The 22,775-nt window shown below is 76.6% G+C and carries 17 protein-coding genes; 13 read left to right on the forward strand and 4 right to left on the reverse strand.

Annotation, left to right across the window (positions count from 1 at the left end; translation table 11 throughout):
• Positions 1 to 188: 188 nt before the first annotated feature.
• Positions 189 to 1,004, reverse strand: coding sequence for a spermidine synthase (locus AC3WUG_RS14640; protein ID WP_492328345.1), 816 nt, complete (start codon positions 1,002 to 1,004; stop codon positions 189 to 191).
• 219 nt (positions 1,005 to 1,223) lie between these two features.
• Here AC3WUG_RS14640 and AC3WUG_RS14645 point away from each other — a divergent pair, with 219 nt between their 5' ends.
• The 3 genes from AC3WUG_RS14645 to AC3WUG_RS14655 are packed head-to-tail and all read left to right on the forward strand — an operon-like array spanning position 1,224 to position 3,396.
• On the forward strand, positions 1,224 to 1,664 hold the full coding sequence (locus tag AC3WUG_RS14645; protein ID WP_217614641.1) for an SAV_6107 family HEPN domain-containing protein: 441 nt from the start codon (positions 1,224 to 1,226) through the stop codon (positions 1,662 to 1,664).
• Entirely contained in the window at positions 1,661 to 2,968 is a 1,308-nt protein-coding gene (gene dinB / locus AC3WUG_RS14650; protein ID WP_492328346.1) for a DNA polymerase IV, read from the forward strand. Before AC3WUG_RS14645 ends, dinB begins: the two co-directional genes overlap by 4 nt.
• Before the next feature lie 38 nt (positions 2,969 to 3,006).
• Positions 3,007 to 3,396, forward strand: a complete 390-nt coding sequence (locus AC3WUG_RS14655; protein WP_147793791.1) for an SCO2097 family morphological protein — start codon at positions 3,007 to 3,009, stop codon at positions 3,394 to 3,396.
• Between the two features lie 260 nt (positions 3,397 to 3,656).
• Here the strand turns inward: AC3WUG_RS14655 and AC3WUG_RS14660 are convergent, their stop codons facing one another.
• The 3 genes from AC3WUG_RS14660 to AC3WUG_RS14670 are packed head-to-tail and all read right to left on the reverse strand — an operon-like array spanning position 3,657 to position 8,124.
• Positions 3,657 to 5,927: a transglutaminase TgpA family protein gene (locus AC3WUG_RS14660; protein ID WP_492328347.1), complete on the reverse strand. Its 2,271-nt coding sequence runs from the start codon at positions 5,925 to 5,927 to the stop codon at positions 3,657 to 3,659.
• Positions 5,900 to 7,093 carry a DUF58 domain-containing protein gene (locus AC3WUG_RS14665; RefSeq protein ID WP_492328348.1) on the reverse strand — a complete coding sequence of 398 codons (1,194 nt, stop codon included), beginning with the start codon at positions 7,091 to 7,093 and terminating at the stop codon, positions 5,900 to 5,902. The genes AC3WUG_RS14660 and AC3WUG_RS14665 overlap by 28 nt, the downstream gene beginning before the upstream one ends.
• 26 nt (positions 7,094 to 7,119) lie before the next feature.
• Positions 7,120 to 8,124 (reverse strand): AAA family ATPase, encoded by a 1,005-nt coding sequence (locus AC3WUG_RS14670; protein ID WP_492328349.1) that lies wholly within the window; start codon positions 8,122 to 8,124, stop codon positions 7,120 to 7,122.
• A 455-nt stretch (positions 8,125 to 8,579) separates the two neighbouring features.
• Between AC3WUG_RS14670 and mraZ the strand changes: the two genes are divergently transcribed.
• The 10 genes from mraZ (at position 8,580) to murC (ending at position 22,762) form a co-directional block, all read left to right on the forward strand.
• Entirely contained in the window at positions 8,580 to 9,014 is a 435-nt protein-coding gene (gene mraZ / locus AC3WUG_RS14675) for a division/cell wall cluster transcriptional repressor MraZ (protein WP_147796856.1), read from the forward strand.
• 236 nt (positions 9,015 to 9,250) lie between these two features.
• Complete coding sequence (gene rsmH, locus AC3WUG_RS14680) at positions 9,251 to 10,372, forward strand: 16S rRNA (cytosine(1402)-N(4))-methyltransferase RsmH (RefSeq protein ID WP_492328350.1); 1,122 nt, start codon at positions 9,251 to 9,253, stop codon at positions 10,370 to 10,372.
• On the forward strand, positions 10,369 to 10,779 hold the full coding sequence (gene ftsL, locus AC3WUG_RS14685) for a cell division protein FtsL (RefSeq protein WP_492328351.1): 411 nt from the start codon (positions 10,369 to 10,371) through the stop codon (positions 10,777 to 10,779). Before rsmH ends, ftsL begins: the two co-directional genes overlap by 4 nt.
• Positions 10,780 to 10,916: 137 nt before the next feature.
• Positions 10,917 to 12,647, forward strand: a complete 1,731-nt coding sequence (locus tag AC3WUG_RS14690; RefSeq protein WP_492328352.1) for a peptidoglycan D,D-transpeptidase FtsI family protein — start codon at positions 10,917 to 10,919, stop codon at positions 12,645 to 12,647.
• Between the two features lie 94 nt (positions 12,648 to 12,741).
• Positions 12,742 to 14,352 (forward strand): UDP-N-acetylmuramoyl-L-alanyl-D-glutamate--2,6-diaminopimelate ligase, encoded by a 1,611-nt coding sequence (locus AC3WUG_RS14695; RefSeq protein WP_492328353.1) that lies wholly within the window; start codon positions 12,742 to 12,744, stop codon positions 14,350 to 14,352.
• Positions 14,349 to 15,836 carry a UDP-N-acetylmuramoyl-tripeptide--D-alanyl-D-alanine ligase gene (locus AC3WUG_RS14700; RefSeq protein ID WP_492328354.1) on the forward strand — a complete coding sequence of 496 codons (1,488 nt, stop codon included), beginning with the start codon at positions 14,349 to 14,351 and terminating at the stop codon, positions 15,834 to 15,836. The genes AC3WUG_RS14695 and AC3WUG_RS14700 overlap by 4 nt, the downstream gene beginning before the upstream one ends.
• Positions 15,833 to 16,909, forward strand: a complete 1,077-nt coding sequence (gene mraY, locus AC3WUG_RS14705) for a phospho-N-acetylmuramoyl-pentapeptide-transferase (RefSeq protein ID WP_492328355.1) — start codon at positions 15,833 to 15,835, stop codon at positions 16,907 to 16,909. The genes AC3WUG_RS14700 and mraY overlap by 4 nt, the downstream gene beginning before the upstream one ends.
• 2 nt (positions 16,910 to 16,911) lie before the next feature.
• Positions 16,912 to 18,363, forward strand: a complete 1,452-nt coding sequence (murD, locus tag AC3WUG_RS14710) for a UDP-N-acetylmuramoyl-L-alanine--D-glutamate ligase (RefSeq protein WP_492328356.1) — start codon at positions 16,912 to 16,914, stop codon at positions 18,361 to 18,363.
• Between the two features lie 7 nt (positions 18,364 to 18,370).
• Positions 18,371 to 19,606 (forward strand): putative lipid II flippase FtsW, encoded by a 1,236-nt coding sequence (gene ftsW / locus AC3WUG_RS14715; protein ID WP_492328357.1) that lies wholly within the window; start codon positions 18,371 to 18,373, stop codon positions 19,604 to 19,606.
• 102 nt (positions 19,607 to 19,708) lie between these two features.
• Entirely contained in the window at positions 19,709 to 22,762 is a 3,054-nt protein-coding gene (gene murC, locus AC3WUG_RS14720; protein WP_492328358.1) for a UDP-N-acetylmuramate--L-alanine ligase, read from the forward strand.
• Positions 22,763 to 22,775: the final 13 nt, after the last annotated feature.

The following is a 22,775-nucleotide window of genomic DNA, read 5'->3' on the forward strand; positions in this document are numbered from 1 at the left end:
CGGGCAGTCCGCACGACGAGGCCGCATCCCCTCCGGGGGGTGCGGCCTCGTCCGCGTCCTGGGGGCGGCGCGGTGGGGCGGCGCCGGGGTCGGCCTCGGGGGTCGGCTCCGGCCGGTGGCGACCCGGTCGTGCGGGGGGTCGGGGGTGCAGTGCGTGCGGCGGTGCGTGCGGCGGGGCGTGCTCCGCCTCAGGCGCCGGGCTCCGGCTCCGGCTCCAGCTCGGGTGCGGCGTCGCGCAGCGGGGCGGCGCGTCCGACGAACGCCGCGAGCTCCTCGTCGACCAGCAGCCGCGCGGGCACCGGCAGCGACCGCAGGTCGCGCGCCAGCCCCGCGTCCGCGAGCAGCGCGGGGTCGTCCGTGCCGACGAGCACGAGGTTCCCGTACCGCCGGCCGCGCAGCACCGCGGGCTCGGCGACCACGCCGACGTGCCGGAACACGGCCCCGATCGTGGCCGCCTCGGCGCGCGCGAGCGCGAGCGGCGGGCGGTCGGCGCAGTTCGCGAGGTAGACGCCGCTGGGTCGCAGCACCCGCGCGACGTCCCGCGCGAACTCCTCGGTGGTCACGTGCGCCGGGGTGCGGTCGCCGGCGAACACGTCGCGCACGACCGCGTCCGCGCTCGCGTCCGGGAGCGTGCCGAGCTCCGCACGCGCCTCGCCGGCGCGCAGGCGCAGGGCGGGGGACCGCGGCAGGTCGAACCAGTCGCGGACCAGGGCGACCAGGACCGGGTCGAGGTCGACCGCGACCTGCCGGGCGCCGGGGAACCGGGCGTGCGCCCACCGCGCCATCGCGCAGCCGGCGGCGCCCAGGTGCACCGCGCGGAACGGCCCGTCCCCGGCGGGGAGGTGGTCGAGCACCGCCGCCATCTGCTGCATGTACTCGAAGTCGAGGCGCTCGGGGTCGGCCAGGTCGAGGTGCGAGCTCGGCACGCCGTTCACGAGGAGGGTCGCCGCGTCCGGGTCGTCGGGGGAGCGCCGGACCTCCGCGGTGCCGGTGGCGATGGGCACGGGGCCGTCGGGCCACGGCTGCCCGGGTGCGGCGGAGCCGCTGCGCCCGCCGCGTGTCGGTGGTCGGTGGGACTCTGGGTCAGGCCGGGAGGCCCGGGTGGCCCTGTCCGACCTGCTGGATCGGCCGGACCGGCCACGGGACGCCATCCGCCCACCGTACGGGTTGACGCGTTCGAACAGGTGTTCGATACTGGGACTGTCGAGAGAGGGAGGTGCGCGATGCCGGTCAAGACCCTTCGTGCCCTGCGGAGTGCCGCGCCCGGGCTGTCGGGCCGCACCGCCGAGCTGCTGCAGCGCGCGGACGCGGAGCTCGTCGCCGCGCAGTTCTCCTCGGAGCCCTGGGAGCAGTTCACGCACGCGCACCTCGCCGCCCTGCGGGCCGGGGCCGCGGTGCTCGCCGAGCGGCAGCCGCTGTCGGCGCGCCGCGGGCCGCGCACGGTGTGGGAGCTGCTCGACCGGGTCGCCCCGGAGATGGGCCGCTGGTCCGCCTACTTCGCCGCGGGCGCGGGCCTGCGGGCCGCGGTGGACGCCGGGCGGTTCGACGCCGTGTCCGCGGAGCGCGCCGAGCAGGTGCTGTGCCACGCGGAGGACTTCCTGGACCTGGTCCGCGCCGAGCTCGAGAGCGCGGCGGTCGAGGTCGAGGCGGCGCGCGCCGGATGAGCCGTGGCCCGCGGTCGCAGGACGCGAAGCGCGACTGGGGCACCGAGGAGGACGGGTGCTCGATCCTGCACGTCGACATGGACGCGTTCTTCGCCTCCGTCGAGCTCGCGCGGCGGCCGCACCTGCGGGGCAAGCCGGTGATCGTCGGCGGCTCGGAGCGGTCCGTGGTGCTCGCCGCGACGTACGAGGCCCGCGCGTTCGGGGTGCACTCGGCGATGCCGATGGCGGTCGCCCTGCGCCGGTGCCCGCAGGCGATCGTCGTCCCGCCCGACCACGCCGCCTACACCGAGGTGTCCCGCAGCGTCATGCGGATCCTCCACGACGTGACCTCGATCGTCGAGCAGGTCAGCGTCGACGAGGCGTTCCTCGACGTGAGCGGCGCCCGGCGCCGGCTCGGCAGCCCGACCCGCATCGCCGCGCTCATCCGCGAGCGGGTCCAGGCGCAGCACGGCATCACCTGCTCCGTCGGCATCGGCGCCACCAAGTTCGTGGCCAAGCTCGCCTCCGGGCACGCGAAGCCGGACGGCGTGCTGCTCGTGCCGAGGGCCGCGACCGTCGACTTCCTCCGGGTGCTGCCGGTCGGCGCGCTGTGGGGCGTCGGCGAGCGGACGGCCGCGGCGCTCGAGCGCTGGGGCATCCGCACCGTGGCCGAGCTCGCCGACAGCGACGTCGCCGTGGTCCAGCGGGCGGTCGGCAAGGTCGCGGGCGCGCACCTGCACGACCTCTCCTGGGGGCGGGACCCGCGTCCCGTGACCCCGGGGCGCGAGGAGAAGAGCATCGGCGCGGAGGAGACCTTCGCCGTCGACGTCCGGGACATGCGGGTCGTGGAGAGCAAGGCGCTCGAGCTGGCCGACCGGTGCGCGGGTCGGCTGCGCGCGCAGCGGCTCGTGGCCCGGACCGTCGCCGTGAAGATCCGCACCTCGGACTTCCGGACGCTCAGCCGGTCCCGGACGCTGGCGCAGCCGACCGACGTCGGGCGCGAGCTCTACCTCGTGGCACGCGACCTCCTCGCCGCCGCGGACCTCGGCGGGCTGCCGGTTCGGCTCGTCGGCGTGCGTGCCGAGGGCCTGATGCCGGCCGCGGACGTCATCCGGCAGCCCACGCTCGACGAGGTCACCGGTTCCGACCCCGACGCCCGGCGCGAGGCGGAGCGGGCGATGGACCTCGTCCGCGCCCGGTTCGGGCGGGCCGCGATCGGCGCCGGGACCCCCGCCGTGGGGCGTTCCGCGCGCGAGGTGTCGGCAGGGTCACCCGCCGCGGGGGAGCGCTCGACTTCCGACTTCGCCGACGGCCATCTATCCTGAGGTGAAGAAAGTCCCGACGGCGGAGCACGGGGGTTGGAATGCCTCTCTCCGAGTACGAACAACGTGTACTGGAGCAGATGGAGCGTCAGCTCACGTCTGATGATCCCCGGCTCGCGAACACGCTGACATCGCGTGGACGAAAGCCGGTCCTGCGGTACGTCCTGGGCGGCATCGGTGCCGTCGTGGGGCTGCTGCTCCTGGTGGTGGGCGCTGCGGCGTCCGAGGTGTGGCTCGGCGTGCTGGGCTTCGTCGTCATGTTCGCCTCCGTCGCGATCGCGTTCACGCGTCCGCGTCGCGGTGGCGGGCCGGTCGGCGTCGTCCGGGCCGACGGCAGCACCGCACCGCGCCCTGCGGCCCCCAAGGCCAAGAAGGGCTTCATGTCCCGGATGGAGGACCGCTGGGACAAGCGGCGCGACCAGGGTCGCTGACGACCCCGATCACGCCCGCCTGACCCACGGCGCCGACGCACCCGGGCCCGCTCCGGTCAGGGGCGGGCCCGCGGCGTGCCGCCGCGCGGCCCGGTCGTGCACGGTCTTCTCGCGCGCCGCCGCTCGCGGACGCCCAGGACGCTCGCCCGCGACGCCGTCGGCCGCGAGATCGGTACTCCGGACCGAGATCGGTACGTTGAACCACCGATCTCGCGGCGAACCGCCGATCTCGACGCGTCGGCGCGGCCGGCGGGGACGGCTCAGGCCTCGGCCGGGCGCCTGCCCGCCGCCGGGCGGTCGCCCGGGGCGCGGGTGCTCACGTCGGTCAGCACGGCCGCGACCCACGCATGGAGCTCCTCCGGGTCGTCGTCCACCGGGTCGGGGGCGTAGCGCTCGCGCTCCAGCGCGGCCGCCAGCGCCACCAGCGCGCGGTCGGCCTCGGGGCTGAGCGGGCGGCCGCGGCGCGCCACGACCTGGGACCGGATCGCCGCCACCGCCTGCCTCGGGGTGCGGGAGTCGGGCCACGTGATGCCCGCGCGCCGGAGCCGGTCGCGGAGCCGGCGCCAGGCGACCTCGGGCGCGAGCCGGAGCGCCGGCCGGCGACGTCGGCGCATCGCCAGCACGGCGGCGAGGGCGGTCGCCACGACCAGCAGGGCGACCACGGCGATCAGCGGTCCGCGCGTACGCGGGTTCGCGACGACGCCCGGCAGCCCGCCCTGGTCCTGCGGGGCGGCGGTGGTCGCGGCGGCGCTCGGGGTGCTGGTGGTCTGCGGGGCGCCGGCGGTCGGGGCGGTCGTCGGGGCGGCGGCGCTGAACGGGTTGCTCCAGGACGGCGGCGGGCCCGTCTGCACCGCGGGCGTCGGCTCGAACCGGACCCAGCCGGTGCCGGGGAAGTAGAGCTCGGGCCAGGCGTGCGCGTCGGCGCCGGTGACCCGGTACGTGCGGTCGGTGCCGAGCTCGCCGGGGAGGAAGCCGACCCCGAGCCGCGCGGGGATGCCGAGGGTGCGCGCGAGGACCGTCATGGACGTCGCGAACTGGACGCAGTACCCGCGCCGGCTCTGCAGGAAGTCCCAGACGGCGTCGTCGCTGTCGCCGGGCTCGATCGAGGTGTCGTACCGGAACTGGGTGCCGTCCCGGAAGTACGTCTGCAGGGCGAGCGCCTGGTCGTAGGGGGTGGCGGCCCCGGCGGTGAGCTCGACGGCGAGGTCGCGCAGGTCGTCGGCGTGCTCGGTCCCGGGGACCTCGAGGTAGGTCTGCACGTCCTCCGGCACGTCGCCGGTCGCGGCGCGCAGCAGGTCCGGGCTGAGGTCGGGGACCTCGACGAGCATCTCGTAGCCGCTGCCGGCCTCGGTGCGGCTGCGGCTGACCACCTCGTCCCGGGCGGCGTCGTAGGTCCACGGGCCGTCGATCTGCACGGTGCGCGGGAACGTGCTCACGGGCAGGCGCTGCTCGCGCAGCGCGCCGATCCGCACCTGGACGTCGGTGAGGGTGCCGCGGGCGCCGTCGGGGGCGGCACCCACCAGGGACGGGTCGGAGGCGAGCAGCCCCTCCGGGTCCCACTCGGCCAGGTCGTCGGCGGGCTCGCGCTGCCAGGACCGGCCGTCGAAGTCGCGCAGCGTGAAGGACCGCAGCGGCCCGATCAGCGAGGCGGTGGCGGCGGGGCCCTCGGCCTCCTCGTCCACGCGCTGGACGGTGTAGCTGAGCACCACCTGCGACGACTGGTCGCGGAGGCTCTCGCGCAGGTCGAGGTCGTCGGCGAGCCGGACCGGGCCGACGGCGCCGGTGCCGACGTCCGGCAGGTCGACCCACGACCACGCGGGCACGGCGGACACGGCGGGGCCGGCGGCGAGCGTCACGGCGACGAGCCCCGCGGCGCCGGCCAGCACGACCCCGGCGCGCCGCCCGGTGCGGTCGCGCGACACCGGCGGCTGCGCGAGCGCCAGCAGCAGCAGGTAGCAGAACCCGGTCGCGGCGAGCGCCCAGGTGCTCCCGGGGAAGCCGAGGACGACGGCCGGGGTCCACATGGCGACGTACGCGATGCCGGTGAGCGCGGGCATGCCGCAGCCGACCGCGAGCAGGTCGGCCGCGAGGAACACCAGGACCGCCGCCGCGACGAGGATGAGCTCGACGGGCGGCCACACCGCCATCGGCACGACCGAGGTCTCGATGAGCTGGGCGGCCTGCTGCAGGAGCTGGCCGGTGTGCCGGATCGTGCCCGGCCCCACGAGCAGCGGGTTGCCGCCCGGGGGCGTGGCGTAGAAGGCGAGCAGCGCGTACGCGGAGACCACCAGCCCGACGAGCGACGGCAGCCAGGTGGACCGGGTGAGGCTGCGGGTGCCGCCCACGACGAGCGCGGCGCCGGCGACCGCGAGCACCGCGTGCAGCACCCAGGTCCCCCCGGTGAGCAGCCCGGACAGCGAGCCGAGCGCGGTGCAGGTCGCGACGGCGGTCAGGGCGGTGGCAGCGGGGGATCGCCAGCCGCGGCGCAGGGCCGCACCGCCGCTCACGCCGCGCCGCCCGTGAGCCGCCACCAGGTCGCCTCGAGGTCGGCCCCGGGCTCGGCCTGCACGACGCGCCACCCGGCGCGGCGCAGCTGGCGGGCCGTCGCGGTCGCGTTCTCGTCGTCGTCCGAGCCGCGGACCAGGGCCCAGCCCGGGCGGGTCTGGCTCACGCCGGCGAGCGCGGCGCGGCCGGCGGGGCCCTGGGGGCCGAGCACCGCGATCACCAGCCCCGACCCGCCGTCCGCGTCGTCGAGCCCGCGGATCTCGGCGAGCAGAGCGGCCTCCGCCGCGGCGGCGTCGGGCTGCCCGGCCAGGTCGACGGTCGAGTCCAGCAGCTGCTGCCGCCCGGGCGCCTCCAGCCGCGCGGCGTGCGGGTCGTCGGCCGCGGTGCCGGTCAGCAGGTGGGTGGGGTGGCCGGCGCCGTGGGTCGCGAGCGCGACGGAGGCGGCCAGCGAGATGCACCACTCGAGGGCCTCGCCGGGCGCGGGCTGGTCCAGCAGCACGGTGACCGGGCGCATGCCGGCCCGCTCGTCGGACCGGACGACCAGCTCGCCGCGGCGGGCGCTGCTGGGCCAGTGCACGCGGCGCAGGTCGTCGCCGACCCGGTAGTCGCGGAGCGCGGCGTCGTCGGGAGCGGGGGACCGGGCGCCGACGACGGACCGCTCGGGCTCGGCGACCAGCAGCTCGCGCGGGACCGGCAGGTCGACGACCGACGGCCACACGGTGACGGTCTCGCGCGCGCCGAGGGTGGCCCGCACCCGGGCGACGCCGAACGGGTCGGTGCGGGTCACGACGAGCGGGCCGAGCGCCCACCGGCCGCGCCGGGTCGCCTGCACGGGGTAGCGCAGCCGGACGGCGCGCGGCTCGCGCGCGACGGTGGCGCGCAGCGGCCGGCCGCCCGACAGCTCGACGGCGGCCTGCTCGCGCAGCTGGAGGTCGGTCAGCCGCGCCCGGGACGCGCCGCGCGCGAGCCCGACCTCGACCTGCACGTCGGCGGTGCGCCCGACGTGCACCGGGTCGGGCTGGACGGTGCGGCGGGTGCGCAGGCCCTGGCCGCGGCCGGGGTCGACGACGCCGACCGCGAGCATCCCGAGCACCACGAGCAGCACCGGCAGCGTGCCGATCGTCAGCAGGTCGGTCGACCCGAAGGCGGTGCCGGTCGCGCCCACGGCCAGGCCGAGGACCACGAGGCCCACGCCGCGTCGGGTCGGGCGCAGGCGCATCAGCCCGCCGCGGTCCGGTCGCGCACCGCGGTGCGGGCCGGCGCGGGGACGGCCACGCGGGCGACCAGGTCGCCGATCACGTCCTGGCCGCTGCGCCCGGACAGCCGCGACTCGGCGCTGAGGATGACGCGGTGCGCGAGCACCGGCTCGGCGAGCTGCTGCACGTCGTCGGGGAGCACGTGGTCCCGGCCGTCGACGGCGGCGAGGCCCTTGGCCGCGCGGAGCAGCTGGATCGCCGCGCGCGGCGAGGCGCCGAGCCGCAGGGCCGGGTCGTCGCGGGTGCCGGAGACGAGGTCGACGACGTACTGCTTCACGGCGGACGACGCGTACAGGTGCCGGGTGGCGTCGATGAGGCGGGTCACCTGCTCGGCGTCGGTGACGGGCGTGACGTGCGCCAGCGGGTCCGAGGTCTCCTGGGTGTCCAGCATCGCGAGCTCGGCCTCGGCGCTCGGGTAGCCGACGGTGAGCCGGGCCATGAACCGGTCGCGCTGCGCCTCCGGCAGCGGGTAGGTGCCCTCCATCTCGACCGGGTTCTGCGTGGCGACGACCAGGAACGGCCGGGGCAGCGGGTACGAGGTGCCGTCGACGGTGACCTGCGCCTCCTGCATGGACTCCAGCAGCGCCGACTGCGTCTTGGGGGAGGCGCGGTTGATCTCGTCGCCGATCACGATGTTCGAGAACACCGGGCCGGGTCGGAACTCGAACTCCTGGGTGGCGGCGCGGTAGATCGTCACGCCCGTCAGGTCGCTCGGCAGCAGGTCGGGCGTGAACTGCACGCGGCCGACGGTGCAGTCGATCGTGCGGGCGAGCGCCTTGGCCAGCGTCGTCTTGCCGACGCCGGGCACGTCCTCGAGCAGCAGGTGCCCCTCGGCGAGCAGGACCGCGACGGCGGTGCGGACCAGCTCCGGGCGGCCGGTGACCACGCGGGCGATGCTCGCGCGCATCCGGTCCGTCACGGTGATGAGCTCGTCCATCGCGGACGCGCCGGGCACTGCTACGGGCATGGGGACCCCCTCGGTCGACTGGGGGAAGCCTAAGCGGCGCCGACGGCGGGCGGGAGGTGAACGTGCACCCGGACTCCCCACTTCTCCCCACCCGGGACGCCCCGGGGTCCTCCACCCTCCTCCCCGGGCGGGCACGCGCGGCGGGTCCGAGCGCGCCGTAACCCCGTCTGACCTGCGGAGACGCCGGGGGAGGGGCGACGGGCGCGCGGGACGCCGAGACCGCCCGCCCGACCCGCCGCGCCCCGCCGGCGCCCTCCGACCCTCCACCCCGCTCCACCCGCGCTGACCTGCGAGGACGCAGGAACTTCACCCGCCCGCCACGCATTCCCTCCGCGCGGGTGGAGTGAAGTGGAGTACCGTGGAGCCATCGGGTGCCGAGGGGTGCCCGTGCGCGCAGTCCGGGGGAGGTGGGCGACGTGGGGTTCGAGCAGGCGCTGGCCGGGCTCGGCTCCTCCGTGCCTTTCCTCGGGACGCACACCCCGAAGCTGGACGAGAAGGGGCGGCTGATCCTCCCGGCCAAGTTCCGCCCCCAGCTCGCCCAGGGTCTGGTCATGACCCGGGGCCAGGACCGCTGCCTGTTCCTGCTGCCGCTCGACGAGTTCGCGCGGATGCACGACAAGCTGCGCCAGGCCCCCGTGACCAGCAAGCAGGCCCGCGACTACCTCCGCGTGTTCCTGTCGGGCGCCTCGGACGAGACGCCCGACAAGCAGGGGCGCATCTCGATCCCCCCGATGCTGCGCTCCTACGCGGGGCTCGACCGGGACGTCGCCGTGATCGGCGCCGGCACCCGGGTCGAGGTCTGGGACCTGCAGGCGTGGGAGACGTACCTGGCGGAGCAGGAGGCCGGGTACGCCGAGACGGCGGAGGAGGTCTTCCCCGGCGCCTTCTGACCCGCACGTCCCTGCACGACCCGCACCACCCGTACCACCCGCACCACCCAGCACCACCGCCCGGCGAGACCTCCCCCCGGCAGCTCTGACGCACTTCCCCGGCGTCAGAGGGCCGGTGGGGGATCTGGTCGGACGGCGGAGGGGCCGCCCGACCACCCCCGTGCCCCACGAAGCACCACCGCAGCACCACCCCGCAGCACCGCCCAGCCGCACCACCCCGGAGGAAGGAGACCCCCGTGCCCGACGCGCCCGAGCTGCCCGACCAGCCCGCCCGCCCGGAGCGCGACGCCGCCTCCCGCCACCTCCCGGTGCTGCTGCAGCGCTGCATCGACCTGCTCGCCCCCGCCCTCGCCGAGCCGGGCTCGGTCCTGGTCGACGCGACCCTCGGGATGGGCGGCCACACGGAGGGCGTGCTCGCCGCGCTGCCGCACGTGCGGGTCGTCGGCATCGACCGCGACCCGCAGGCGCTCCGGCTGGCCTCGGCGCGGCTCGCGCCGTTCGGCGACCGGTTCACCCCGGTGCACGCGGTCTACGACGAGATCCCCGACGTCGTCGAGGACCTGGGCCTGCCGGGCGTGCAGGGCGTGCTGATGGACCTGGGCGTGTCCTCGCTGCAGCTGGACGAGGCCGAGCGCGGCTTCGCCTACGCGCAGGACGCGCCGCTCGACATGCGGATGGACCCGACGCGCGGCCGCACGGCCGCCGAGGTGCTCAACACCTACGACGAGGCCGACCTCGTCCGGGTGCTGCGCGAGTACGGCGAGGAGCGGTTCGCCGGCCGGATCGCCCGCCGCATCGTGCAGGCGCGCGAGAAGGCCCCGCTGGAGCGGACCTCCGAGCTGGTCGACCTGGTCCGGGCGGGCATCCCCGCGGCGGCCCGGCAGACCGGCGGCAACCCGGCCAAGCGCACCTTCCAGGCGCTGCGGATCGAGGTGAACGACGAGCTGGCGGTGCTGGCCCGTGCGATCCCGGCGGCCGTCGAGTCCCTGGTGGTCGGCGGCCGGATCGTCGTCGAGGCCTACCAGTCGCTCGAGGACCGCCTGGTGAAGCGCGCGTTCGCCGCGGGCGCGGAGATCAGCGCCCCGCCCGGGCTCCCGGTGGTCCCGGACACGCACGCGCCCTACCTGCGGCTGCTCACCCGCGGTGCGGAGGAGGCGGACGCCGCCGAGCTCGCCCGCAACCCGCGCTCGCAGTCCGTGCGGCTGCGCGCCGCCGAGCGGCTGCGCCCCACGCCCGAGCACCTGCGCCCCGCCCCGGGCGACGCCGGCAGTACCGGCGGTCCGGGCGCCCGCCGCCCGGACCGCAGCCGCAGCCCCCGTACGCCCCGCACCCCGAACGGACCGAGGAGAACCGCATGAGCGCCGAGCAGGTCGTCCGCGCACCGCGCGTCCGCCCCCGCCCGTCCGACGCGCCCCGGTCCGCCCCGGAGCGGCCGCGGCTCCGGCTGGTCCGCCCGCCGGCGCAGGCCCGCACCCACGTGCCGTTCGTCGTCACCTGCATGGCGATCCTGGCGGGCGCGCTCCTGGCGGCGCTGCTGCTGAACACGCAGCTCGCGGCCGGCGCGTACGAGCAGCGCTCGATGGACGTCGAGCTCGCCCAGCTGGCGCGCGACGAGCAGTCGCTCTCCGCCGAGCTGGACGCCAACAAGGCGCCCGCGAAGCTCGCCGAGAGCGCCACCGCGCTCGGCATGGTGCCCGCCGGGTCGACCGGGTGGCTGCGGCTGTCGGACGGGACGGTGCAGGGCGACGTCGGGGCCGGGCAGTGAGCACGCCCACCACCCGGCGCACGGCCGCGCCCGCCCGCCCGGTGCGGGCACCCGCCCGGCGCCCGGCGCCCGGGGTCCCGACCCAGCGCGGCCCCCGCGGTCCGTGGTCGCCCGGCCCGGGCGGCCCGAGCGTCGCGATGCTGGACCGTCGCCGGACGGTGCTGGTCGTCGTCGTGGCGCTGCTGCTCACCGTGTTCTCCGGCCGGCTGCTGTGGCTGCAGGGCGTGGGCGGCGACGCCATCGCGGCGGAGGCGCTGACCAGCCGCCTGACCACCTCCCAGCTCGTCGCGGCGCGCGGCACGATCACCGACAGCGAGGGCGAGGTGCTCGCGACCTCGGTCGACCGCTACGACATCGTGGTGAACCAGCGCCTGCTCAAGACCTGGTCGACGACGGAGGACGGCCAGAGCTACTCGGGCGCGGCCGGTGCCGCGCAGCTGATGGCGCCGATCCTCGGGGTGAACGCGGCCGAGCTGGGCGCGACGCTCGACGGCGACGCCGGCTACAAGTACGTCGCCAAGAACGTGCTGCCCGAGGTGTGGCAGGCGGTCCGCGAGCTGCGGATCAACGGCATCACCTCGGAGCAGGTGGCCGAGCGCGTCTACCCGAACGGGAACCTGGCGGGCAACCTGCTCGGCTGGGTCAACTCGGAGGGCGACGGCGCCCAGGGCCTGGAGGCGACGCTCGACGCCGACCTGTCGGGCACGCCCGGGGAGACGACGTACGAGCGGGGCCGCGGCGGCCAGCAGATCCCGGGCGGGTTCGAGGAGTCGACCGCCGCGACCGACGGCCGCAGCGTGCAGCTGACGATCAACTCGGACATCCAGTGGAAGGCCCAGCAGGCCATCGAGCAGCAGGTCGCGAAGACCGGCTCGGACTCCGGCACGATCGTGATGACCTCGGTCAAGACCGGCGAGGTGCTCGCGATGGCCGAGTCGCGCACCGTCGACCCCAACGACCCCGGCGCGGACGACACGCTGTGGGGCGGGTCGAGCGCGGTGTCCGACGTGTTCGAGCCGGGCTCGACCGCGAAGATCATCACGATGGCCGCGGCGATCGAGACCGGCATCACCGACCCGCTCGAGCAGTACACGGTCCCGTACAACTACACGACGTCCAACGGGCAGACGTTCAAGGACTCCCACGAGCACGCCGGCATGCAGCTGACGACGACCGGCATCCTCGCCGAGTCGTCGAACACCGGCACCGTGATGATCGGCCAGGACCTGCCCGAGCAGGTGCGGCACGACTACCTGGCGAAGTTCGGCTTCGGCACCAAGACCGGGATCGAGCTGCCGGCCGAGCAGTCCGGCGTCCTGCGCGACGCCGACAAGTGGGACGGCCGCACCAAGTACGCCGTCCTGTTCGGCCAGGGCCTGTCGGTGACCGCGCTGCAGGCGACGGACGTGTTCGCGACGATCGCCAACGGCGGCGTCCGGGTCACCCCGCACCTGGTCAAGGGCTGGACCGAGCCGGACGGCACCTACACCCCGTCGCAGGCCGCCGAGGCGACCCAGGTGGTCTCGCCGGAGACCGCGCAGACGGTGCTCACCATGATGGAGAGCGCGGTCGACGAGGGCACGGGCTCCGCGGCGGCGATCCCGGGCTACCGGGTGGCCGGCAAGACCGGCACCGCCCAGGCCTGGGCCGCCGACGGCACCCAGGGCATCACCGCGTCGTTCATCGGCGTCGCCCCCGCGGACGACCCGGCGATCGCCGTCAGCGTGATCCTGCACAACCCGCGGACGTCCGAGTGGGGCGGCACCGTGGCCGCGCCCGTGTTCTCCGACGTCGCCGGCTACGCGCTCACCGAGCTCGGCATCGCCCCCAGCGGGACGCAGCCGCAGCTCTTCCCGACCACGTGGTGAGCCCCGTGCGCGCCACCTGCACCGCCGCCCCCGCGGGCGCCCGCCCGGCCGCTCCGGTCGCGGGGGCCCGCGGGCCTCGCGGTAGATTCTCCCTATGACGTCCCCGCAGGGCCGGCTGCGGCCGGAGCACCCCCACAGCCGCCGGGTCGCCGACCTCGCCGACGCGTTCGGGCTCGTCAGGGCCGGTGCGGCGCTGCCGGCGGACCTCACGACCTCCGGGGTCACCGTGGCGAGCGGCGACGCCCTCCCGGGCGACCTGTTCGTCGCCGTGCCCGGCGCGCACACCCACGGCGCGACCCACGCGGCGCAGGCCGCGGCGGCCGGCGCCGTGGCGGTCGTCACGGACCGGGCCGGCGCCGAGGTGCTGGCCGCGTCCGCCGACGACGCGGTCCGGGCCCTCCCGGTGCTGGTGACCGACGACCCGCGCGCCGTGGCCGGCGTCCTGGCCGCCGCGCTGCACGAGCACCCCGGGCGCCGCCTGACCACCGTGGGCGTGACCGGCACCAACGGCAAGACCACGACCATGTACTTAGTCGAGGCCGCGCTGCGCCGGCAGCACGAGCGGACGATCGTCATGGGCACGGTCGAGCTGAAGATCGGCGACGAGGCCATCGAGAGCCCCCGCACCACGGTCGAGGCGCCGGTGGTGCAGTCGATCCTGGCGCGCGGCCTGGAGGTCGGCGCGACCGCCGCCGCCATGGAGGTGTCCTCGCACGCGCTCGCGCTCGGCCGGATGAACGGCCTGGAGCTCGACGTCGCGGGGTTCACCAACCTGCAGCGCGACCACCTGGACTTCCACGGCGACATGGAGGGCTACTTCCGAGCCAAGGCCCAGCTGTTCCGGCAGGACCACGCGCGCCGCGGCGTCGTCGTGGTCGACGACGAGTGGGGCCGCCGGCTGGCCGCGGAGGCCGAGATCCCCGTCGACACGGTGGCGACGCACGTCGGCGCACCGGAGGGGGAGACGGCCGACTGGGCCGTGACCCAGGCCGACGTCGGCCTGGACGGCGTGGGCTCCACCTTCACGCTGCGCGGCCCGGACGGCGCGGAGCACCGCGCCGCGAGCCCGCTGCCGGGCCTGGTCAACGTGTCGAACGCCGCGCTGGCGATCGTGCTCGCGCACCGAGCCGGCGTGCCGCTGGACGTCGCGATCGACGCCGTCGGCACCGCCTCGGGCGTGCCCGGCCGGATGGAGCGCGTGATCGAGCGTCGCGGCGGCGCCGGCCCGCGCCCGCTGTGCCTGGTCGACTACGCGCACACCCCGGACGCCCTGGTCCTGGCGCTGGAGGCCGTGCGGCCGATCACGCCGGGCCGGCTGGTCATCGTCTTCGGGTCCGACGGCGACCGCGACCGCGGCAAGCGGCCCCTCATGGGCCGGATCGCCGCCCGGCTCGCGGACGTGCTGGTCGTGACCGACGAGAACCCGCGCTCGGAGGACCCCGCGTCCATCCGGGCCGCCATCCTGGACGGGGTGCGCGAGGAGCGCCCCGCGCTGGCCGACGTGCACGAGGCCGTCAGCCGCACCCAGGCCATCCACGACGCCCTCGACCTCGCGACGGAGCTGGACACCATCATCATCACGGGCAAGGGCCACGAGCCGACCCAGGAGATCGCCGGGGTCTTCCACCGGTACAACGACCGCGACGTGCTGCGCGCGGCGGACGCCGCCCTCGCGGCGCGCGAGGCGCAGGAGCAGACCGCGTGATCGCGATGACGGCGGCCGAGGTGGCCGCGGCGACCGGCGGGCGCCTGCACCCCGAGGACCTGGACCCGGCCACGGTCGTGACCGGCCCGGTCGTGGTCGACTCGCGGCAGGTCGAGCCCGGCTCGCTGTTCGTGGCGCTGCCCGGCGAGCACGCGGACGGCCACGACTTCGCGCCCGCCGCGGTGCGCGCGGGCGCGACGCTGGTGCTCGGCTCGCGCCCGGTCACGCAGGACGGCCCGGACGACGGCGGCCCGACGGCGCTGCCGGTCGTCGTGGTCGACGACGTCGAGAAGGCGCTCGGCGACCTGGCCCGCGTGGTGCTCGAGCGGCTGCGCGAGGCGGCGGTCGAGCCCGGCGGCACGGACCTGCGGGTCGTCGGCGTCACCGGCTCGGTCGGCAAGACCACCACCAAGGACCTGCTGGCGCAGCTGTGCGCCGCCGCCGGGCCCACGGTCGCGCCGGAGAAGTCCTTCAACAACGAGATCGGCCTGCCCCTGACGGTGCTGCGCGCCGACGAGCAGACCCGGTTCCTCGTGCTCGAGATGGGCGCGTCCGGGATCGGGCACCTGACCTACCTGACGGACATCGCGCCGCCCGACGTCGCGGTGGTGCTGGTCGTGGGCCACGCGCACCTCGAGGGCTTCGGCGGGATCGAGGCCGTGGCCCGCGCCAAGGCCGAGCTCGTCGCCGGGCTGGCCCCGGACGGCGTCGCGGTGCTCAACGCGGACGACCCGCGGGTGCTGGCGATGGCGTCGCAGGCGCCGGCCGCCGTCGCGACGTTCGGCACGACCACGGGTGCCGACGTGCGCGCGGTGGGCCTGCGGGTCGACCGCGCCGGCCGCGCCGCGTTCACGCTGGACGCCGGGCGGGTGCCGCCGGTCGAGGGCGACGACTCGCGGGAGACCGCCGAGGTCACCCTGCGGCTGGTGGGGGAGCACCACGTGCACAACGCGCTCGGCGCGGCCGCTGCCGCGCTGGCCGTCGGGCTGCCGCTCGCGGACGTCGCGGCCGGCCTGTCCGCCGCGGACGCGATCAGCCCGCACCGGATGCACGTCGTGGACCGCCCGGACGGGATCACGGTCATCGACGACTCCTACAACGCCAACCCCGACTCGATGCGGGCCGCGCTGCGCGCGCTCGCGGTGGTCGCGGGGCGCGAGCGCCGGTCGGTGGCCGTGCTCGGCGAGATGATGGAGCTCGGCGAGGACGCGCGCCGCGAGCACGAGGCGATCGGCCTCCAGGTGGTGCGGCTGAACGTCGGCCTGACCGTCGTGGTCGGGTCCGGCGCGCTCGGCATCTTCGCCGGGGCGCAGCGCGAGGGCTCCTGGGGCGACGAGGTCGTCATGGTCGACGACGTCGACGCGGCGACCGCGTTCCTCGAGCGGGAGCTGCGCGCGGGCGACGTGGTGCTGCTCAAGGCGTCGAACGGCGCCGGCCTGTGGCGCCTGGGCGACCTGCTGACGGACGCGGGGGTGCGGGCATGATCTCCGTCCTCGTCGCCGGCGGCGTCGCGATGGTCGTCGCGCTGCTCGCCACCCCGCTGTTCATCAACTTCCTGGTCACCAAGCAGTACGGCCAGTTCATCCGCCAGGACGGTCCGACCGCGCACTACACGAAGCGCGGGACGCCGACCATGGGCGGCGTCGTCATCATCGGGGCCACGCTGGTCGGGTTCGGCGTCGCGGCCCTGGTCACCGGGAACCTGCCGAGCGCGTCCGCGCTGCTCGTGCTGTTCCTCATGACCGGCCTGGGCGTCGTCGGCTTCCTCGACGACTACATCAAGATCTCCCGGCAGCGCAGCCTCGGGCTGTCGGCGCGGTGGAAGATCGTCGGCCAGGGCTTCGTCGGCATCACGTTCGCGGTGCTGGCGCTGCAGTTCCCCGACGCCACGCTGCGCACGCCGGCGTCCACCAGCATCTCGTTCATCCGGGACACCGGCCTGGACCTGGCCTTCGCCGGGGCGACCATCGGCGCGATCCTGTTCGTGATCTGGGCGAACTTCCTCATCACCGCCTGGTCGAACGCCGTGAACCTCACGGACGGGCTCGACGGCCTGGCCACCGGCTCGTCGCTGATCGTGTTCGGCGCGTACGTCATCGTCTGCGTCTGGCAGTTCAACCAGCGCTGCGGGCTCGCGGAGAACCTCAAGTGCTACGCCACCCGCGACCCGCTGGACATGGCGGTGGTCGCCGCGGCCGTCACGGGCGCGTGCTTCGGCTTCCTGTGGTGGAACGCCAGCCCGGCCAAGATCTTCATGGGCGACACCGGGTCGCTCGCCCTCGGCGGCGCGCTCGCCGGCATGTCGATCGTGACCCGCACCGAGGTGCTCGCCGCGATCATCGGCGGCCTGTTCGTCATCATCGTGCTGTCGGACGTCATCCAGATCGGCTTCTTCAAGATGACCGGCAAGCGGGTGTTCAAGATGGCGCCGCTGCACCACCACTTCGAGCTGTCGGGGTGGGGCGAGGTCACGATCGTGATCCGGTTCTGGCTGATCGCCGGGTTGTTCGTGTCGCTGGGCATCGGGATCTTCTACGCGGAGTGGGTGACGGGCTGACCGTGGTTGCCGACCTGAGTGGGGCCGAGGGTCTGGGCCGGGCGCGGGTCGTCGTCGCCGGGCTCGGCGTGTCCGGGCGGGCCGCGCGCGACGTGCTGGCCGGCCTCGGCGCCCGGGTGACGACCGTCGACGACCGGGCGGAGGACGCCGACGTCCGCGACGTGGCCGCGTTCCTCGCGGGGGACGGTCTCGCGGCGGCCGACGTGGTCGTCGCCTCGCCCGGCTGGCCGCCGGCCCACCCGCTGCTCGCCGCCGCCCGCGCGGCCGGCGTGCCGGTGTGGAGCGAGGTCGAGCTGGCCTGGCGGCTGCGCGTCGACCGGGACACCGGCGACGGCCCGGCGCCCTGGCTGGCCGTGACGGGCACGAACGGCAAGACCACGACGGTCGAGATGCTCGCGTCCGTGCTGCAGGCCGCGGGCCGGCGCACCGCGGCGGTCGGCAACGTCGGCACCCCCGTGGTCCTCGCCGCGACCGACCCCGCGTTCGACGTGCTGGCGGTCGAGCTGTCGTCGTTCCAGCTGCACCACACCGAGTCGATGGCCGCGCAGGCCGCGGCCGTGCTCAACGTCGCCGCCGACCACCTCGACTGGCACGGCTCCCTCGACGCGTACGCGGCCGACAAGGGCCGGATCTACACCGGCGTCGAGGTCGCCTGCGTGTACAACGCGGCCGACCGCACGACCGAGGACCTGGTCCGCGAGGCCGAGGTGGCCGACGGCGCGGTGGCGGTCGGGTTCACGCTCGGCTCGCCCGGGGTCGGGCAGGTCGGGCTGGTCGACCGGATGCTGGTCGACCGCGGGTTCGCGGCGCTGCGGCACACGCACGCCGCCGAGCTCGCGACGTTCGACGACCTGGCGCACCTCGCCGGCCCGGACGGGCTCGCGCCGCACGTGGTGCAGAACGCCCTGGCCGCCGCGGCGCTCGCGCTCGCGCACGGCGTGCCGCCCGAGGCCGTCGGGGCGGGCCTGCGCGCCTACGCGCCCGGGGCCCACCGGATCGCCACCGTCGCCGAGTTGGACGGGGTCCGGTACGTCGACGACTCCAAGGCCACCAACGCGCACGCCGCGGCCGCCTCCCTCGCGTCCTTCGCCGAGGGCAGCGTCGTGTGGGTCGCCGGCGGCCTCGCCAAGGGCGCCACCTTCGACGAGCTCGTCGCCTGGCGCGCGGACCGGCTGCACGCGGTGGTGCTCATCGGGGTGGACGCCGCGCCGCTCGCCGACGCGCTCGCCCGACACGCGCCGCAGGTCCCCGTCGTCCGCGTGGATCCCGGTGACACTGGGTCCGTGATGTCCCGCGCCGTGTCCGAGGCCCGCCGCCTGGCGGAGACCCGGGCCGCGGCCGGCACCACGGTCCTGCTCGCACCCGCGTCCGCCTCGATGGACCAGTTCGCCTCGTACGCCGCCCGCGGCGAGGCGTTCGCCGCCGAGGTGCGCGCCCTGCACCCGAGGGGGTGACCCCGGAGTGGCCCAGACGACCGCCGCCCCGGCTCCCGGCGCCACGACGCCGCGCGCCCCCTCCCGCCTCGGGCAGTGGAACAGCGCGGTCACGAGCTACTACCTGCTCGTGGGCGCCAGCATGCTGCTGCTCGTCCTCGGGCTGGTCATGGTGCTGTCGTCGTCGTCGGTCGAGTCCCTGGCCTCCGGCGGCTCGCCGTACGCGGTGTTCTTCAGCCAGGCCCAGTACGCGCTGATGGGCCTGCCGCTCATGTGGCTCGCCTCGCGGATCCGGCCGGGGACCTACCGCAAGCTCGCGTGGCCGCTGCTCGGCCTCGGCCTGTTCGCGCAGCTGCTCGTCTACACGCCGCTCGGCCGCGGCAAGGGCGGCAACACCGGCTGGATCTTCGTCGGCGGGTTCTCCGCGCAGCCCTCGGAGGCGCTCAAGCTCGCCCTGGTGGTCTGGCTCGGGATGATCCTCGCGCGCAAGCAGCCGCTGTTCGACGACTGGAAGCACGCGGCGGTCCCGGCGCTGCCGGTCGCGGGCGGCGCCGTCGGCATGGTGCTGCTCGGCCACGACCTCGGCACGGCGATCATCATGCTGATCCTGGTGGCCGGCGCCCTGTTCGTCGCCGGGGTGCCGATGCGGATCTTCGCGGGCGCCGGGATCGCGGCGGCCGTGGGCGTCGCGCTGCTCGCCACGGTCAGCCAGAGCCGCGTCGACCGGATCATGAACTGGTTCACCGGCGAGTGCGACGTCACCGCGGGCTGCTACCAGACGATGCACGGCATGCAGGCCCTGGCCACCGGCGGCTGGTTCGGGCTCGGCCTGGGCCAGAGCCGCGAGAAGTGGTCGTACCTGCCCGAGGCGCACAACGACTTCATCTTCGCGATCATCGGCGAGGAGCTCGGCCTGATCGGCACGCTCCTGGTGCTCGCGCTGTTCGGCGTGCTGGCGTTCGCGATGTTCCGGGTGATCGCCCGGCACCGCGACCCGTTCGCCCAGATCGTCACCGGCGGCGTCGCGGCGTGGATCATCGGCCAGGCGCTGGTGAACATGGGCGTGGTCGTCGGCCTGCTGCCGGTCATCGGCGTGCCGCTGCCGCTGGTGTCCGCGGGCGGCTCGGCGCTGATCACCACGCTCGTCGCGCTCGGCGTCGTCATCTCGTTCGCCCGCACCGAGCCCGGCGCCGCGGAGGCGCTCGCCGCCCGGCCGAGCGTCGTGCGCCGGTCGCTCGCCGTGATCGGCCGCACCCGTGCCTGACCGCCGCCGCGCCGCCGCGACCCGGCACCGCGCGCGCCCCACCCCGACCTGAGCGGCCACCCGCCGCGCCCGACCCGCCTGCCCGTGACCCCGGAGGACACCGTGACCGCACCCGACGCCCCCACCGGCCCGGCGGAGGGCGCCGAGCCCCGTCCGCGCGCGGTCCTGCTCGCCGGCGGGGGCACGGCCGGGCACGTGAACCCGCTGCTGGCGGTGGCGGAGGAGCTGCGCGCGCGGGACCCCGAGCTGCGGGTCGCCGCGCTGGGCACCGCCGAGGGCCTGGAGGCGCGGCTGGTGCCGGAGCGCGGGCTCGAGATGTTCGTGGTGCCGAAGGTCCCGCTCCCGCGCCGGCCCACGCTGGACTGGGTGCGGCTGCCGCGGCTGCTGCGCGAGGCCGTCGACGCCGCGGGCGCCGCGATCGACGAGCTCGGCGCCGGCGCGGTCGTCGGCTTCGGCGGGTACGTGTCCACGCCCGCCTACCTGGCCGCGCGGTCGCGGGGCGTGCCGGTCGTCGTGCACGAGCAGAACGCCCGCGCGGGCCTCGCGAACCGGCTGGGCGCGCGCCGCGCGGTCGCCGTCGCCGTGACGTTCCCGGGGACCCGGCTGCCGCGCGCGCAGGTCACCGGCCTGCCGCTGCGCCCGGAGATCGCCGACCTGCTGGCGGAGCGCGCGGCGGACGCCGAGGCGACCCGGCGCCGCGCCGCGGCCGAGCTCGGCTTCGACCCCGAGCGCGTCACGCTGCTGGTCACCGGCGGCTCGCTCGGCGCGCTGTCCGTGAACCGCGCGGTCGCCGCGCAGGCGCGCGCGATCCTCGCCACCGGCGCCGAGGTGCTGCACCTCACCGGCGGGGGCAAGGCCGAGGACGTGCGCGCGGCGGTCCGCGGCGTGCCCGGCGCGGAGCGGTACCACGTGCGCGAGTACCTGGCGGAGATGGAGCAGGCGCTGGCGGTCGCCGACCTCGTGGTCTGCCGGTCCGGGGCGGGCACCGTGAGCGAGCTCGCGGCGCTCGGCATCCCCGCGGTGTACGTGCCGCTGCCGGTCGGCAACGGCGAGCAGCGGCTCAACGCGCAGCCGGTCGTCGCCGAGGGCGGCGGCGTGCTGGTGGCGGACGAGGCGCTGACGGGGGAGTGGATCGCGGCGAACCTGCTGCCGCTGCTCGCGCCCGAGGCGGCCGACCGGCGCCGGGAGATGGGCGCGGCGGCCGCGCGGGTCGGCGTGCCGGACGCCGCCGGGCGGGTCGCCGACCTGGTCGAGGACGCGCTCGCCGAGGGCGAGCGGCTCGCGGCGGAGCGCGCCGAGGCGGAGCGCGCGGCGGCCGAGCGGGCGGCGGCGCAGGAGGCCGAGCGGGCCGAGCGCGCGGAGCAGGACCGGCTCGCCGCCGAGCGGGCCGAGGCCGAGCGGGTCGCGGCGGAGGCGGCCGGTGCGGAGCCGGACGGGGTCGACGGCCCCGAGGAGCCCGGGGACGACGACGCGCCGGGGGTCGGCGGCACGGACCCGGCGCCGCTCACGGTGGCGACCCCCGTCGTCGCGGGAGTGGGCTCGGGCGAGTCCGGCCCGCGGGACGGTGCCGCGCCCGTCGGCGCGCTGGCGGACCTCGGCCGGGTGCACCTGGTCGGCGTCGGCGGCGCCGGCATGTCCGCGGTCGCCGGCCTGCTGGCCGCGCGCGGCCTGACCGTCTCGGGCTCCGACGCCAAGGAGGGGCCGGCGCTGGACGGCCTGCGCGCCGCGGGCGTCACCGTGCACGTCGGCCACGACGCCGCGCACGTGGAGGACGTCGACTCGGTCGTGCTGTCGAGCGCCATCCGCGAGACCAACCCGGAGCTGGCCCGGGCGCGCGAGCGCGGCCTGCCGGTGCTGCACCGCTCCGAGGCGCTGGCCGCGCTCATGGCCGGCCGCATCGGCATCGCGGTCGCCGGCGCGCACGGCAAGACGACGACCTCCGCGATGGTGGCCACGGCGCTGACCGCGGCCGGCCGCGCGGACGACGTGCTCGACCCGTCGTACGCGATCGGCGGCACCGTGCTGACCCCCGAGGGCGCGACCCCCGGCTACCGGACCGGCGCCGGCGAGGCGTTCGTGGCCGAGGCCGACGAGTCGGACGGCTCGTTCCTGGCCTACGCGCCCGCGGTCGCGATCGTCACGAACGTCGAGCCCGACCACCTGGACCACTACGGCACCACCGAGGCGTTCGAGGCCGCGTTCGCGGCGTTCGCCGACCGGGTGCTCGACGGCGGCGCGCTGGTCGCGTGCCTCGACGACCCCGGCGCCGCGCGCCTGGTGGCCGAGGTCGGCGAGCGGCTGACCCGGCGCGGGGTGCGGGTGCTCACTTACGGCACGGACGCCTCGATCGGCGAGCTCGGGCCGGACCTCGTCGTCGGCCCGGTGGTCGCCGCGGGCGGCACCTGGCGCACCACGCTCACCTCCCGGTCGGCCGAGGTGCCCGGCGCCGACCTCGCGCTCGCCGTCCCCGGCGAGCACAACGCCGCGAACGCCGCCGCCGCCTACCTCGCGGCGTGGGCCGTGGGCGCCGACCCGGCCGCCGTCGCCGACGGGCTGGGGGAGTTCCGGGGCACCGGCCGGCGGTTCGAGGACCGGGGCACCGCGGCGGGCGTGCGGGTCGTCGACGACTACGCGCACCACCCGACCGAGGTCGCCGCGCTGCTGCGCACCGCCCGGGGCGTCGCCGGCGACGGCGCGGTGCACGTGCTGTTCCAGCCGCACCTGTACTCCCGCACCCGGACGTTCGCGACCGAGTTCGGCGCGGCGCTCGACCTCGCCGACACCGTCGTCGTCACCGACGTGTACGCGGCGCGCGAGGACCCGGACCCCGAGGTCTCGGGCGACACGATCGTGCAGCGGGTGCCCACGCCCGGGCGCGCGCGGTTCGTCGCGGACCGGCACGAGGCGGCGCGGGCCGTGGCCGCCGCGGCCGCGCCCGGCGACCTGGTGCTGACCGTGGGCGCCGGCGACGTGACCGAGCTCGGCGCGGTCGTGCTGGCGGCGCTGGCGGGCGCGGGTGCCGGCGAGGCCGACGAGGTGCCGGCCGACGACGTGCCGGCCTCCGACGTGCCGGCCTCCGACGTGCCGTCCGACGGCGCGGCCGGCCCCGTCGGCGACCGCACCCCCGGCACCGCCCCGGAGGCGGAGCAGGCGTGACGCCCCCGCAGCG

Source organism: Cellulomonas sp. EB106-03-03-XG116, assembly GCF_058792015.1.

Coding starts and splice junctions, on each gene's coding strand:
- AC3WUG_RS14695 (WP_492328353.1), top strand. CDS start 12,742: ATGACGTCCCCGCAGGGCCGGCTGCGGCCGGAGCACCCCCACAGCCGC.
- dinB (WP_492328346.1), top strand. CDS start 1,661: ATGAGCCGTGGCCCGCGGTCGCAGGACGCGAAGCGCGACTGGGGCACC.
- AC3WUG_RS14690 (WP_492328352.1), top strand. CDS start 10,917: ATGCTGGACCGTCGCCGGACGGTGCTGGTCGTCGTCGTGGCGCTGCTG.
- AC3WUG_RS14670 (WP_492328349.1), bottom strand. CDS start 8,124: ATGCCCGTAGCAGTGCCCGGCGCGTCCGCGATGGACGAGCTCATCACC.
- ftsL (WP_492328351.1), top strand. CDS start 10,369: ATGAGCGCCGAGCAGGTCGTCCGCGCACCGCGCGTCCGCCCCCGCCCG.
- AC3WUG_RS14655 (WP_147793791.1), top strand. CDS start 3,007: ATGCCTCTCTCCGAGTACGAACAACGTGTACTGGAGCAGATGGAGCGT.
- mraY (WP_492328355.1), top strand. CDS start 15,833: ATGATCTCCGTCCTCGTCGCCGGCGGCGTCGCGATGGTCGTCGCGCTG.
- AC3WUG_RS14645 (WP_217614641.1), top strand. CDS start 1,224: ATGCCGGTCAAGACCCTTCGTGCCCTGCGGAGTGCCGCGCCCGGGCTG.